The following is a 14,956-nucleotide window of genomic DNA, read 5'->3' on the forward strand; positions in this document are numbered from 1 at the left end:
AGCGTATCCAACTTATTAAATCGACTGTTAATTGATTTTGTACATATAAAATTACGGATTAAATTATCTGGATCATTTAAAAATCAGTTACCCCATACTTTTCCTTCATGACTATAAAGAAAATTAGCGAAAAAACATTTGTTCAAGAGACCAGATTCTCTTTAGCCGACTCTGACAAAACATAAATAGAAGAGGAACCGAAAACAAGTCAAGGTTATATAAAAATTAAATAATAATGCAAATCAAAGCTTTCAGATACAGGCTGAGCGCGAAAATAAAATTCGCGAAGGGGTTTATTTATATAAATTTTGTTTTTAATCTTTAGTAAAACGAGTAAGATTTAATCTTACATTTAGTTGATAAGAAAAATTTCATTTGCTGAAACGAAAATAAAAAGGCACTAAAAAACAATTAACTTGAGAAGTTAAAGAAAATTTCAAATCGGGTATAAAACTAAAGAGAGATCACGTTTAATATTCTGAAAATCAATTTCAGAATAAAATATTCGTTTTCAATTTATTTATAATAAGATTATGAAATTTTTCGATCTAAATAATTGATGAAATTCAAAATAATATCTTATTTAAAAGATCTTTGAGAAGAGTAAAGCATGAAATTATCAATTCTCAATAGATCAGAATTTTATGAAAATAGCACTTAATCCAAAGAGTCTCTTTTATAAACTAGCTAAAAGATTAAACCACTTATTAAAAAGATAAATCTTCACGGAACTTAACTATTTCATTTTTTATAAAAAGTGGCCGAATCTGCAGATTGCAATACAATATAAAACGCTTTCAATAGTTTTAAAAAAAAGTGAATTTCAGATCATAAATATTTAATGAAGATAGAATGTTTTTAAACTTTTAATTCTATTAAAAATGATTATATTTGCCCCATATCGCGGGATGGAGCAGTTGGTAGCTCGTCGGGCTCATAACCCGAAGGTCACAGGTTCGAGTCCTGTTCCCGCTACAATTAATTTTTATAATCGTCTCATCTTTAATACTATTAAATTTGAGGCGGTTTATTTTGATAACACTTAAGGAACTTGCTCTTAGTAATAAAATCCGAAGTCATCATACTTCAAAATGATTTTCAGCACTCTGTTATCTAGAAATTTTTTCTGTAAAAAAATTCCTGGTTAATAGCTTTATCAATCAAAAAATTTTCTAAATCAATGAAATCTATATCTAGACTTCCGGGAGTAAATGTTTGATATTTTTTTCAAGTTATTTTCCCGCTCTATAAAAAACAGCAAGCTGAGCTCGTATTTATAAAGATTAAAAAGAATAGACTTATTTTAATCCGTCTAAAATCACACAGCCAATCATTATTCGTATTTCTTCATTAAGAATAAGTGAAGAAAAATATTTCTATAAGAGATAATTAAGTTTATTAGAAAAACAAGATTAAATTTATTGAGGGTGAGATTATTTTTTAATAAACTTAGATAAATAAATGAAACAAGGGTTTACTTACTGTGATCATATACACTGCGCCTTATAAGGCATCAAAATGTTTATAGATTACTTATTTTTATCTTTAGCTACATAAATTTTCTCTTTTTGAAAGTCTTCTCATTGCTTTCAGGATTTTTTTATAACTCACAGCAAAATCATGCTGTGAGGTTGTAACAGATTAACACCAACACAATATGCGATTATATTTGATTCCCCTCTTAAGCAGAGTAAAATAAATTATTCTATCTACGAATTGTATCATCTACAGTTAATATTATCTTTCCGATACAATTATTCGAAAGCATCAAAACGTGTTCCCGATCAAAATCTTCAAGTACAAAGCAGGAATGTATTTTAGGGTGTAACCTACTTGATTTCAGTAAGGGAAGCAATTGATTTTGTATTTCTTTAGATAGCTGCGCTTTTTCCTTTATCGCAAGAGGATGTAGAACAGATCCCATTATTGTCAAATTTTGAGTAATGAGATGACCCAGATCGATATTCCCTCGGTCATCCGACCGGAATCGATTAATACAAGAGATCCCACGCGCTTTAATATTTTCTAGGTTACGATCGAGGTAATCTGGTCCTGCCATATCCAGAATAAGATCAATACCTGTATTTTTCATCATTTGCATAGTAGCTAGGGTATAGTATTACACAACCCGAACCGGCCCGCCTGATAGCCTGAATCTTTGCCATGTTTCTTACCGTAGTGATGAATTTCGCCCCGAATGCTTTGGCAATAATTTAGTATGGTTATATTATTCATACTCCTCCGTTTCCACCGTGAATTAGTACAGCATCATTGGATTTTAGCCCGACGAGTTTTATAAAATTGTACCACATCCTAAACCCATGATTTAGGAAGCGCTTCGGCGATTTCATACGATACGTCATCTGGTATAAGCATGCTAGTTTGCTCAGGAGCTAACACATAAGTAGCATAACCTCCCCCCCCTCTGAAGAAGCGATATTACGCGATCTTCCTTTGAGAAACGACTTACTTTTTCTTACATCTACTACCTCACCTGATATTTCAAACCTAATACCTCAGAGGCCTCCAAAGGAGGGGAGATACTGTCCCTGACTTTGTTCAATATCAGCGCGGGGCTCTTATGGCTTTTACTTTTATAAACAATTCACGATCTTTAGGAGATACCACGGATGCTTTCCGAATCCCATGAAATGGGCAGGGATCTACGGTAGTATGAACTAACCGGTAAACTGAAGGAAGCAGGGCATCTTCTTTTCTTTCATATCATTCTCATTTATATCTTAATTAAAGTAGCTCCCCAGGAAAAGCCAACGGAGCTGGAATCCAGAACTCAATAATCATCAGACCTTATCCTGGAGTGCTCCCAACACGATTTTAATCCAAAAAAATGTCCGCCTACTCACATTTAAATAGTTATTTAAGTGTCACAATTTCTCCAAAAAGACGAAAAAATTTCCATTTCAAAAATCGAGGCATATTCAAAAATCGAGGCATAAAATTAGCTTCTGCAGGTTTTTGAACCTTGAACCTATAAACCTTTTTTATCTTTAGTTATATTTATGAGGTCTTTTTTAAATATTTTTTAGTCGAGTTTACTAAAACTAAAACACCATCATACTTAATAAATACCATTGGACTTAAAAGTTTTTTTAACTTTTAAACAAATATCCCTTTTTAAAAAGGAGCTCTTTCCTGCGTCAAAGTGATTCCTCGAAAAGGTTCTTCCTATAAGATAATTCAACTGACTTATCCTTACATTCAAAATATTTTTTCATCTCTTCTATTTCTTTATCAGTATCAAAAAAAAGCTAGATATAAATTCTATCATTCCGTATGTGCTTTGTATTTTGTTTTCAAAATATCTTTTTGTTAAATTATTTTCATTCTTTGAGAGATCAAACTTCAAAAAAATCAATAATCTCTTCGAATTCAAAAGCTTCGTAAAAGAAGCTCTTTTCCTTCTGTATACACAAAGTCAAACATTTTTTTAAATCTGTTACTTCCTCATCAAAGGATACTTTTGCGTCTTTTAAGTAATCTTTATCGCTTTTCCTATTAATTTATTTTTGAACAAGATGACTCTATTGATTAACTTGACGGTTAAGAGAAACTATATTAGCAAAGAGCTCGACAATTTCACATATACCAGGGAGAGAAGTTTTGATGCTATACTATAATGAATTAAACTTGGATCGATAAGGAAAGATCTGATCTTCTGTTTTGTTCATCAACAAACGAGTGACCATCTCTTCTTTAGAGAATTCCTGTTTAGAGAATTCCTGATATTTCGCGGGTTTAGCTTTCCATTTTTTCAGAAGTTTTTTAGACAGACTATCCTTGCGTTCATCATAAGTTTCTAACTTAATAAGTCTATTTTCTGCATCTTCTATGTTAGTAATTGTTGGTGATAGCTCACTATATCCTCTTGATTTTTCATAAAATAAATTTTTAAAAAAAAGAGTACTCTTTTTTTTAAAAATTTATTTATTTTTTTATACTTTTTTAATAAAAATATCTTCTTTTATCTATTATGTTTAATTATTAATCAGTGAATTACGATAAAAAATTCCAAAGAAATTATAAGGAAATGTAAATATTACTAAATATTAAATAATAATTTAAATTATAGTTACTTACTGACTCTTAACAAATTATTATATAACAATACTTCTTCATAAATCACCTCTATTTTTTTACAATAGCGTAAAGATTCAAATGAGAATTTTCCAGAAAAAAAGGATATTCCGGTATTGGTTATAATCAAGAGTAGTACTACTCTTGAAACTAAAGAGCAATAAGAAAAAACCTATAGACAGAGTTGTCTTAGCTTTAAACTGGGCACAGAAATTTAAGTTCTATCTGATAAAAGTATCAGATAGAAGAGGATTCTGATTCTAAGTATTATTTTAACATCTTTTTGAGCAGCAAAATCAAATAGGTTTTTTTTATAATAAAGATCGATTAGTTTTTCGCTCTCGGTAGCCTTATGAGACTTAATAACTAGCTTTATTCATCATTTATCTTTAAGATATATCTAGCGGGATTTTTTACTTTATTATTTTTAATATCCATATATGGAGCTTGCTCTTATAAAAACCTTGAAAATCTATGTATTGTTATTCATGATAGCCATATGAAGTGGGGTTCCCTTTTATATTATCTTTATCATTTAAGTCAAATTATGATCGAAAAAATACCTAAGCTTCCATGGCGCGATAAGATTTCTGAATAAAACCGTCCACACAAATTTTATTATTCACTAGCTGAGCAAAACCGCGATAAATAAGAATACAGGCAGACAAAATCAGATAATTAATTTACTTATATATTATTTAATATAAAAATGATTATTTATAATACATATATTTTTTAAAATTACATGAATCAAAAAATTCTCATTTTAAGACTATTTTAAATATTAGATGTTGAATCAGAATTATACTTTTGATCCGGATTACCCATTAATTATAAAGTTCTTTTATTTATTGATTAATTGATTTATAAATAATTATATTTACAAATAAGCCAAAACATAAAATATGACCACTCGTTTGATTTGGTTTCGTAACGATCTCCGCATTACCGATAATAAAGCTCTGTATAAAGCTTGTTCTGATAATCAGGTAACAGTAAAATCGACTTTTATCGCCACTCCCAAACAATGGCATAAACATCATATGGCGCCAAGACAAGCCAGGTTCATTTATGAAAATCTCCTGCATTTACAGCAAGCTCTAGCAGAGATTGGAATTCCATTGATCTATCATCAATGTGAGGATTTTAACGCTTCTGTCGAATGGTTAAAAGATTTTTGCATAAAAGAGCAAGTAAAAGAAATTTTTTTCAACTGCCAATATGAAATCAACGAATATAGAAGGGATGAATATTTAAAGCAATCGTTAGGAGATAAAGTTATCTGCCAGGACCATCATGACAGTGTCTTACTACAACCCGGGACTGTTTTAAATGGCAATTTAGAAATGTATAAGGTATATACTCCCTTTCGAAGGGAATTTTTACTAAAATTAAAGGAATCCGATACTCGTTCTCTAACCTCACCTAAGGTACGTAAGAGCGGTGCGATAAAAATCGAAAAAACGATACCTCCTTTTGATTATCCTTTTACAAAGGTGCATGCAGATTTCTCTTCCGGAGAAAAATTCGCTTTGCAAAAACTCCGAAGATTTTGCCATGAAAAAGTAAAAAATTATGCTGATCAAAGAAATTTTCCAGCAACCGATGGCACGAGTAAACTTTCTCCTTATTTAGCTATTGGTGTTATTTCCCCAAGACAATGTTACAACCGATTGCTTACGGAGTTTCCCGATGTATTAGAAAATCCAAAGAGTGGAGCTTTTAGCTGGTTAAATGAGTTGATATGGCGTGAATTTTATCGTCATTTAATTGTAGCTTATCCCTTTTTATGTATGGAAAAACCATTTATAAAATGGACTAATAAAATTCAATGGAGTGATAAAGAAGAGCACTTAAACGCATGGCAGGAAGGTATAACAGGTTATCCCATTGTAGATGCTGCCATGCGGCAGCTCAATACAATGGGATGGATTCACAATCGTTTACGAATGATCACCGCCAGCTTTTTGGTCAAAGATCTTCTTATCAATTGGCGCTCTGGTGAACTTTACTTTATGTCACAGCTTTTGGATGGAGATCTGACAGCTAATAACGGAGGATGGCAGTGGTCTGCTTCCACTGGAACCGATGCGGCACCCTATTTTCGGATTTTTAATCCTACCGCCCAGGGAGAGCGTTTTGATCCAAATGGAGTTTTTTTACGTAAATGGCTACCTGAGCTTAAGGAAATCCCGGATGAATACATTCATAATCCCGACTATTGGCTGAAAAAAAATGGATTTAAGTCTAATTATCCTTTACCTATTATAGATCATAATCAAGCAAGAAAACAGGCATTAGCTGCTTTTGAAGCGGTTAAGGAATAATCTTTATATTCCTATATATGCATATAGCTGTTACCTAAAAGCAATAGATAAAAAGCAAAATACTAGGCTCAAAACAATTTATTAAGAAATACTTTATTGTCTGGCACAAAAACCATTTTTTTCTCTTTACCAAAGACTTAAAAAGATCGAGCAAAATATTGACAGCGGCAAAAATCAAATTGGTTAAAGTATCATACTTTTTGTAGAGTGCTTTATTGCTTAACTAACTATAGAGTAGCTTTAGAAGAATAACCACGAAGAGAAAAGGTATGCTATAGAGATAAACAACCTCGTGGTTAAGAATAGCTATCCATAAATATACAAATATCCGAACCTCGGAATTATCAAAAATATTTTATTAACAGTAATTAACATTTTATAAAGAAATGCTAAAGATATTTGAGCTCTAAAAGTATATTTTTGGCTAATGAAATTAGCTGTGTTTAAGGATAAATAAAGATCCACATAAAATCACTTTATTAAGAATTGTTCTAAAAAGTAATGTATTCTGATAAATACTTGTAATCTACAATGCCTCATCCTAAATTTGTTTGTCTTTTTTTAAAGCAATAGTACGTAATAATGGAACAGTCTAAGTTTACCGCTTCTTCTATAGGAAAGAAATTTTTAATGGCCGCTACCGGCTTTTTTCTTATGGTGTTTCTTTTGGTACACTTAAGTGTTAATCTTTTCCTTTTTGGCGGTAAGCAAGCCTTTAACGAAGCGTCCCATTTCATGGCTACTAACCCGTTGATCCAAATCTCCCAGTATATTCTCGCGGCAGGTTTTATTGCTCATATTTTTTTTGGCATTAAGCTTTACATACAAAATAAGAGCGCGCGCGGAAAAGTAACCTATGCGGTAAATCAATGGCAGGCACATACACCTTTTAATGCGCGCACTATGATCTATACAGGTCTTTTGATATTATGTTTTTTGATTTTGCATTTAAAGGATTTTACCATTCCCATAAAAATCGCTGATACCCGAAGGTTCACTCATTATGAACTGGTTACAGAGCATTTCAAAAATCCGATCTATACAGTTATTTATCTGATTGCCTTTATATTATTGGCCATTCACCTTAGTCACGGTTTTCAATCGGCTTTTCAATCCATGGGAGCGCGTCATAAGAGTTACACACCTTTTATTGAAAAACTCGGCGTGCTGTATTTTTGGTTTATATCCCTGGGTTTTTCAACTATTGCCCTGTGGTTCTTTTTTAAACAATAATCCCTTATAAGTTCCATCTATTTTCATAATATGAGCAGATTAGACGCAAAAATTCCCGGGGGTCCTCTGGATGACAAATGGAAAAACCATAAGGCCAATCTTAAATTAGTATCCCCCAACAACCGTACCGGTATCGAGGTGATCGTCGTAGGAACAGGTCTTGCAGGAGGCTCCGCCGCCGCTACCTTAGCTGAGCTGGGCTATAAGGTCAAGGCCTTTTGTTACCACGATTCTCCACGCAGGGCGCACTCTATTGCCGCGCAAGGAGGGATCAACGCCGCAAAAAATTATCAAGGAGACAATGATTCGGTCTATCGGCTTTTTTACGATACCATCAAAGGAGGAGATTACCGTTCGCGAGAGGCCAATGTGTACCGCTTGGCTCAGGTTTCAGCCAATATCATCGATCAATGTGTGGCCCAAGGGGTTCCCTTTGCTCGCGATTATAGCGGTTTACTTGATAATCGCTCTTTCGGAGGGGTTCAGGTCTCAAGAACTTTTTATGCTAAAGGTCAAACAGGCCAACAGCTTTTGCTGGGATGCTATTCAGCTATGTCTCGTCAAATCGGTAAAGGACGCCTTCAGATGTACCACCGTCATGAGATGCTTGATTTGGTGATCATCGACGGGAAGGCACGCGGTATTATCGCGCGCAACCTGATAAGTGGTGAAATAGAGCGCCATTCGGCGCACGCGGTAGTCATCGCTTCGGGTGGCTATGGAAATGTCTTCTTTCTCTCTACCAACGCTATGGGTTCGAACGTGACGGCAGCCTGGAAGATTCATAAGAAAGGCGCTTTTTTTGCCAATCCGTGCTATACGCAAATTCATCCTACTTGCATACCCGTGCATGGCACCTCTCAATCAAAGCTTACGCTTATGTCTGAATCCTTGCGTAATGATGGGCGTATTTGGTTGCCTAAGGATCAACAAGAATCTATAGCTATCCGTCAGGGAGGAAAAAACCCCGCTGATCTGATTGAGCAGGCTCGGGATTATTATCTTGAGCGTCGTTATCCTTCTTTTGGAAATCTTGTTCCCAGGGATGTAGCCTCACGGGCGGCTAAAGAGCGCTGCGATGCAGGTTTCGGTATAGAAAACAATGAGAGTGGAGAAGGCGTGTTTCTAGATTTTTCAACCGCTATTGAGCGATACGGACGAGAAAAAGCTCGTGAGCTGGGAATTCAAAAACCTAAAAATGAAGAAATTTTACAACTTGGCGAGAAAGTGGTAGAGGCTAAGTACGGTAATCTTTTTCAGATGTATGAAAAGATTACCGATCAAAACCCTTACCGAACCCCGATGAAAATTTATCCGGCAGTTCATTATACTATGGGAGGTATCTGGGTGAATTACAATCTCATGAGCACCATACCGGGCTGTTTTGTGGTAGGAGAGGCAAATTTTTCAGATCACGGAGCCAATCGTTTGGGCGCCTCCGCCTTAATGCAGGGCCTGGCAGATGGTTATTTCATATTGCCCTATACTATTGCTGATTATCTGGCAGAGGATATCCGAACAGGCGCTGTTCCGACAAAACATTTTGAATTTGAAACGGCTGAGCAAAACGTGTACGATCGCCTGAATTTTTTTGTTAAAAATCAAGGAGGTCGACCTGTCGATTACTTCCATAAAGCTTTAGGACGAATCATGTGGAACAATGTAGGAATGACGCGAGATGAAAAAGGACTCCTTGACGCTATAGAAGAAATTCAACATATTCGAAAAGAATTTTGGAGTGATGTGTGTGTCCCGGGTGCCATCGATGAGCTAAATCTCGAACTGGAAAAAGCCGGACGCGTGGCTGATTTTCTTGAATTGGGCGAGCTCATGGCTAAAGATGCGCTTAACCGCAAAGAATCCTGTGGAGGGCATTTTCGAAAAGAATCTCAAAGTGAAGAAAGCGAGGCCTTGCGCGATGATGAGCACTATGCTTATGTAGCAGCATGGGAGTATCAGGGAGAAAACATCAAGGAAGAAAAACTACAAAAAGAAGATTTAAATTTTGAGTTCGTGAAGCTTAAAACGCGCTCTTACAAATAAAAAAAAACTTATGACATCGAACCGCTCTCTAAGTTTAAAACTGAAAATATGGCGACAAAAGAACTCACAAGAGCCGGGTCGTTTTGAAGGTTACCGGGTAGAAGACATCTCGCCCGAGAGTTCATTTCTGGAAATGCTCGATATCTTGAACGATCAGCTCATTCGACAAAATAAATCGTCTGTAGCTTTTGATCACGACTGCCGTGAAGGTATCTGCGGAATGTGTTCGCTCTATATCAACGGTCAGGCGCACGGCCCTGATCAACTGGTGACCACCTGTCAATTGTATATGCGTCGTTTCAAAAACGGCGATACCATCTATATAGAGCCTTGGCGCTCGAGAGCCTTTCCGGTGATCAAGGATCTGGTGGTAGATCGATCGGCGTTTGATAGGGTAATAGCTTCTGGAGGTTTTGTGTCGGTTAATACTTCAGGTAATACTATAGATGGGAACGCCCTACCGATTCCCAAGGAAGATGCGGACAAGGCTTTTGATGCGGCCGCTTGCATCGGGTGTGGTGCTTGTGTGGCTACCTGTAAAAATGCCTCTGCTATGCTCTTTGTATCGGCTAAAATCTCTCAGCTCGCCTTGCTTCCGCAAGGAAAAGTAGAAGCCAAAAGACGAGCGCTTGCCATGGTTAGGCAAATGGATGAAGAAGGTTTTGGAAACTGTAGCAATACTGGCGCTTGCGAGGTGGAATGTCCCAAAGGGATTTCGCTGGAGAATATCGCCCAAATGAATCGGGAATACCTCAGCGCATCGATACAAAACGAAGACTGACGGCTTTAAAAATTTAGCTCTCAGTATGGAACCTCTGTTTTCTTTAACTCTTTTGTGAGTTTTTATTCCTGTCAAGCTATAAAAATTTTCCTGTGTTTAGTTATGTACTAATCCTTAGGTCCCCCTCAAGAGATCTTTCTCTGTAGATCTAATATATCAATAGGTCTTTCTTTTGAACGTATATTAGCCAGGTATAACTCGCTTTTGCTGCGTGTAAAGGCAATATCAATTTTTCAATGCTTTCTATATTTTTAGATGGAATGGGTTTTTTAAATCACATTCTTCGAATCCTTTTTATGCAAGAAACTATAAAATACTCCGGCTATATTTCCTTTGTAAAGGATATAGGCTAATGTTTTTTTGAAAAAATCTTTTTAACTATAAAGTATATCCTCGAATTAATCAAGAAATTTATATATTATAAATTCTAATTTATTATGGACAACTCACCTATGCGGATAGATATTCTAACGCTGCTTCCCGAGCTTTTAAAAGGTCCCTTTGACGCTTCGATTGTTAAAAGGGCTTTGGAGAAATCCTTAGTGGAGATTCATATTCATGATTTGCGTAGCTATGGCTTGGGAAAGCATCGACAAGTGGACGATTATCCTTATGGTGGGGGCGCGGGTATGGTGATGCGTATAGAACCCATAGAGCGCTGTTTAGAAAAACTTCAATCAGAGCGTACCTATGATGAAATTATCTTTATGGCGCCCGATGGCCATCGTTTTTCACAGGCGCAGGCCAATGAGCTCTCCTTAAAAAAGAATCTCATTATTCTTTGCGGACACTATAAAGGAGTAGACCAACGCGTACGCGATTACCTGATCACACGAGAAATTTCTATTGGAGAATATGTGCTTTCAGGAGGCGAAATCCCCGCGGCGGTGGTGACAGATGCTATCGTAAGGCTGATTCCAGGAGTTTTAGGCGATGAAACCTCGGCTCTTACTGACTCCTTTCAAGACGGCTTATTAGGAAAGTCTGTATATACGCGCCCTTCGCAATACAAAGGCTGGGGTGTGCCTGATATACTCTTATCGGGAGATTTTCAAAAAATTGATCATTGGTGTTATGAACAATCCTTGCGACACACCCGGGAGAGAATCTCAAAAGCCCGTGAGGATACACGATAGAATAATACTGCTAAATACAATACTTTTAGATAAATTTTATCCTGACAAAACAAGAAAAAACACACTTAAGGATTTGATTAAATCAGCTGAAGATCTCTCTAAAGATATCCCGGTGGGTATGTTCCTGAATATTGCAATTAAAGTTTTGGAAGGATTAGAAGAGCAAGAGACTTATGATAAATTAGATTTGAAAAAAATCAGCAATTATTCCTTTAAGGAAAAGAATAGGAAATCTATACTGAAAGATTTTAAAGATACATCAGGGGATGTAAATCGCTGCGATGATTTGGGTATAACACCATTTTTAGATATATGCGCTTCCAATTTATATTAAAAGGCTTATAGAGAACCATAAAGCTGATGTAAATGCTAAAAATGGTACAGGCGATACCCTAGTTTTCGATGTATCAGTTATAGGTAAAAAAAATAATTTTTTAAATTATCTTCATAAAAAAGGCACTGATTTTAATATAACTGATTTAAAGGGAAATACCATTCTTCGTGCCATAATAAGAGAGCATGCACCTCTGATCTTAAGGATAACAGGGATTTATCGAACACTTTTGAGTATATGTTGAAACATGGAGTTGGCCCTATGAAAAAAAATCAAGAAGGCAAAACGTTTCTGGATCTGGCAAAGGAGAGGAATAAAAAAGATTTGATAAATCTAATTGAAGAGTTTGAAAAAAAATAAACATTTAAAAAACCTGAAAATAAAAGAACAGATCCCTCCTTAAGACCATACCTTCTCTTGTTGATATTCTAAAGATGAATAAATTCACTTCAGCCCAATCGCCTTCGTTTAAGGAGATCTTCAGTTTGAAACGTAAATGATCTATTTTAATCTCTTTATTGACGAAGTATAGTCCTTCTTTTTTTAAAGAAATTTTTTCTAATCTTTACTCCTCAAAGGAGGTTCATTCATAATCATAACTCTATTTCCATTATATAATTTCGGTATTTCACTTAATAAAACAGCGAGATACATTTTTATTTAGGGTAAAAATCCTTATAAATCTTTTTAAGATAGCTATTCAATTATTAAATATTATTAAAATATATCTAAGATGTAGATATTTTCCCCCATAGGCTTTATCTATTTTTAGCGTGAAATCAATTCATCTAACTATGGAGAACTCTTCAGAGCGCGAGGAAAAAGAAAGAAAATCTTTTAAGTCATGGTTTAGAGTGTTGAATTCCTTCAAAGCTAAGGTTGTAAAATTACCTGAGTCTCTCTATAAGCGCTTGACTAAAAAAGAGACAAATTCCCATAAAGAAAAATAATATATTCCTAAGAATGAAAGATTGTCTTTACCGGCGCTTTAACCGCTAAAAGAGAGGTTTTAAAAATTTTCCGTAAGGATCCCGGTGGTGAATCTTTCAATTGATAAAGATCAAATGGCATATTCAGAAGAATATACCATTAAAGAATATTTAATTAAAAAAAAGAAAATCTCAAAAAAAACTCTCTTGCCCATAATTACAGAAGAGATAATTTCTAATAAAAACTTAACTATAAGTGATATTTACGTCTTTTCCTATCTTGATTTAAATGATTCCGCTAACATAAAAGATCCTGATCGGCTCAAAATTCTAAAGAAAAAAACGGTATACGACCCTCAAGCAACCAAGTCTCTGCTGAGCATAAAGTTATAGAATATTCAAAAAATTCCTTAGTTCTTAAAGAAGGAACCTATGAGCCTGATTTAAACTATTCATCATTTTTTTTCGCCTCGTCCGGTTTAATTGAAAATGTTTCGCTGAAATTCTCCGAAATACATACTCTTGAAAGCATCATTGATGATAGAGAAAATACTCAATTGTTTTACAAATCAAAGATCACGGAACCGCAGGGGATAAATATGGAGTATTATTCAAACCCTGATAGCTCTGAAAAAGAGCCTATCAACCTTATTGATAAAAATGATATTATGATAGTTAATATTCCTCCAAATGAAGACTTCCTTCTTCACGCTATAGCTACTCATTATTTGCTTGATGTAGCTGATAATGAACAATCTTTCACGGAAAGATTCATAGTTTTATTTGTAAAATCGCAGGAGGTATTATGACTCGTTAAAGAAATTACGCGAGCACCTGCTTGATTATAATCCTTACAGGGTGCATAGAAACTCTATTTATAAAGGGGAAAGTTCATGGATTTACTTAATTGATAATTTTCGAAATTATATCGTGGATTATACAGATCAACATCTTCAGGAATAAAAGGATTTTATATGCGTTAACCATAGAGAGGATTGCAGCGCAAAAGATCTTAATAGCTATTTGAAAAAAATGCATGTATCTGAAACCTTTATGGGAAACGTTGAGATCAAGCGGCAATCGAGCTTTTAAATCACCCTGTAAGGGTAACATGAGGAGGTATACATCAATATATAATAAAAGCTCTATAGAAGAGACCTATCTATCTGCGCCATATAGGAGAATGTCACTATAATTCCGAATGGAAGGTCGTTAATTTTTCTTTACAGAAGGGCAGTGTTCAAAATAGTTCATCCCCAAGTCAGTTCAAAGGGAATGGACTCACAGTGTACAAAAAAACAAAGAATAATCTCTCAGATGTAAGATCAATCCTATGTTTAGTGTCATATTTTTATCATGAAATAGAAAAATTTCACCCCAAATAAGCGTTTCAAAGGAGATCGTAAAAAAGTAAGCGCTTAAGCTTAGCTACTAAAAAATGCAACGTTTTAATAAAATGTAGGAAGATGCCTATCAAAGTTATTTAAACCTCTGATAATAAGGATAAGTAGGGAAATAAAATAGAGAATGGGAATATCTTGGATAAATCATTTGTTTATAAATTGTTTTATCCTTTCATTTATGATATATCTTCAAATTGATCTTTTAGCCTTACGAGTTCTGCGCGAACAGCCTCTAGTCTATGAATCACGCTGACTTCTTTGATTAATTTTTGATTGGTGTCTATTATGTGACGCGCTCCTTCAAGTGTATAACCACGCTCCTTTACTAGATGGTAAATAAGTTTGAAGTTTTCTATATCTTTCTTAGAAAAACAGCGATTTCCTTTCTTATTTTTTCTTGGCGTAAGGATATCAAACTCCTTTTCCCAGAAACGTATAAGCGAGGTGTTAACATTAAAAGCAGAGGCTATTTCACCTATGGAATAATAAAGTTTATCAGGAAATTCTATATGCATATTAATCCAGAGAGCGATTCATTTTCGTGGCCATAGTAAAAATCCGCTTATACTCGTCCGGGCTTAGATCATTATAAAAATAACCCAGTGGATCCACTTTAATTCCTTCTTTAATTACTTCATAATGAAGATGTGGGCCTGTTGACAGTCCTGTGCTTCC

General features: G+C 35.0%; 10 protein-coding genes and 1 tRNA gene. 9 read left to right on the forward strand and 2 right to left on the reverse strand.

The features are described from left to right. Positions 1-902 precede the first annotated feature (902 nt). Positions 903-975 (forward strand) — tRNA-Met (locus tag CS842_RS06350). A 730-nt stretch (positions 976-1,705) separates the two neighbouring features. Here the strand turns inward: CS842_RS06350 and CS842_RS06355 are convergent. After that, the gene (locus CS842_RS06355; protein ID WP_146037484.1) at positions 1,706-2,095 is read right to left on the reverse strand and encodes an MDR/zinc-dependent alcohol dehydrogenase-like family protein; all 390 of its coding nucleotides are present in this window, start codon (positions 2,093-2,095) and stop codon (positions 1,706-1,708) included. A gap of 2,905 nt (positions 2,096-5,000) precedes the next feature. Between CS842_RS06355 and phrB the strand changes: the two genes are divergently transcribed. From phrB to CS842_RS06395, 8 genes are all read left to right on the forward strand, one after another. Continuing rightward, positions 5,001-6,422, forward strand: a complete 1,422-nt coding sequence (gene phrB, locus CS842_RS06360; protein WP_103327989.1) for a deoxyribodipyrimidine photo-lyase — start codon at positions 5,001-5,003, stop codon at positions 6,420-6,422. A gap of 582 nt (positions 6,423-7,004) precedes the next feature. Beyond that, positions 7,005-7,655, forward strand: a complete 651-nt coding sequence (locus CS842_RS06365; RefSeq protein WP_103327990.1) for a succinate dehydrogenase cytochrome b subunit — start codon at positions 7,005-7,007, stop codon at positions 7,653-7,655. A gap of 30 nt (positions 7,656-7,685) precedes the next feature. Beyond that, a complete protein-coding gene (locus tag CS842_RS06370) occupies positions 7,686-9,698 on the forward strand; it encodes a fumarate reductase/succinate dehydrogenase flavoprotein subunit (protein ID WP_103327991.1) in 2,013 nt (670 codons plus the stop codon). A gap of 10 nt (positions 9,699-9,708) precedes the next feature. Next, positions 9,709-10,479, forward strand: a complete 771-nt coding sequence (locus CS842_RS06375; RefSeq protein ID WP_103327992.1) for a succinate dehydrogenase/fumarate reductase iron-sulfur subunit — start codon at positions 9,709-9,711, stop codon at positions 10,477-10,479. A 452-nt stretch (positions 10,480-10,931) separates the two neighbouring features. Continuing rightward, entirely contained in the window at positions 10,932-11,615 is a 684-nt protein-coding gene (gene trmD, locus CS842_RS06380) for a tRNA (guanosine(37)-N1)-methyltransferase TrmD (RefSeq protein WP_103328060.1), read from the forward strand. After that, the gene (locus CS842_RS06385; protein ID WP_103327993.1) at positions 11,599-11,949 is read left to right on the forward strand and encodes a hypothetical protein; all 351 of its coding nucleotides are present in this window, start codon (positions 11,599-11,601) and stop codon (positions 11,947-11,949) included. Before trmD ends, CS842_RS06385 begins: the two co-directional genes overlap by 17 nt. 1,037 nt (positions 11,950-12,986) lie before the next feature. Continuing rightward, on the forward strand, positions 12,987-13,271 hold the full coding sequence (locus CS842_RS06390) for a hypothetical protein (protein WP_103327994.1): 285 nt from the start codon (positions 12,987-12,989) through the stop codon (positions 13,269-13,271). Positions 13,272-13,477: 206 nt separating this feature from the next. Next, positions 13,478-13,687: a hypothetical protein gene (locus CS842_RS06395; protein WP_103327995.1), complete on the forward strand. Its 210-nt coding sequence runs from the start codon at positions 13,478-13,480 to the stop codon at positions 13,685-13,687. A 770-nt stretch (positions 13,688-14,457) separates the two neighbouring features. On the opposite strand, the gene CS842_RS06400 is transcribed toward CS842_RS06395, so the two are convergent. Continuing rightward, positions 14,458-14,796 (reverse strand): MerR family transcriptional regulator, encoded by a 339-nt coding sequence (locus CS842_RS06400; protein WP_103327996.1) that lies wholly within the window; start codon positions 14,794-14,796, stop codon positions 14,458-14,460. Positions 14,797-14,956 lie beyond the last annotated feature (160 nt).

Source organism: Bacteroidetes bacterium endosymbiont of Geopemphigus sp. (assembly GCF_002904345.1).
GTDB lineage: Bacteria > Bacteroidota > Bacteroidia > Flavobacteriales > Blattabacteriaceae > GSPS2-BC2016.

Excerpts from the sequence above, each read along its gene's own strand:
- CS842_RS06370 (WP_103327991.1), top strand. The coding sequence starts at position 7,686 with ATGAGCAGATTAGACGCAAAAATTCCCGGGGGTCCTCTGGATGACAAA.
- CS842_RS06400 (WP_103327996.1), bottom strand. The coding sequence starts at position 14,796 with ATGCATATAGAATTTCCTGATAAACTTTATTATTCCATAGGTGAAATA.
- trmD (WP_103328060.1), top strand. The coding sequence starts at position 10,932 with ATGCGGATAGATATTCTAACGCTGCTTCCCGAGCTTTTAAAAGGTCCC.
- phrB (WP_103327989.1), top strand. The coding sequence starts at position 5,001 with ATGACCACTCGTTTGATTTGGTTTCGTAACGATCTCCGCATTACCGAT.
- CS842_RS06375 (WP_103327992.1), top strand. The coding sequence starts at position 9,709 with ATGACATCGAACCGCTCTCTAAGTTTAAAACTGAAAATATGGCGACAA.
- CS842_RS06355 (WP_146037484.1), bottom strand. The coding sequence starts at position 2,095 with ATGATGAAAAATACAGGTATTGATCTTATTCTGGATATGGCAGGACCA.
- CS842_RS06365 (WP_103327990.1), top strand. The coding sequence starts at position 7,005 with ATGGAACAGTCTAAGTTTACCGCTTCTTCTATAGGAAAGAAATTTTTA.
- CS842_RS06395 (WP_103327995.1), top strand. The coding sequence starts at position 13,478 with ATGGAGTATTATTCAAACCCTGATAGCTCTGAAAAAGAGCCTATCAAC.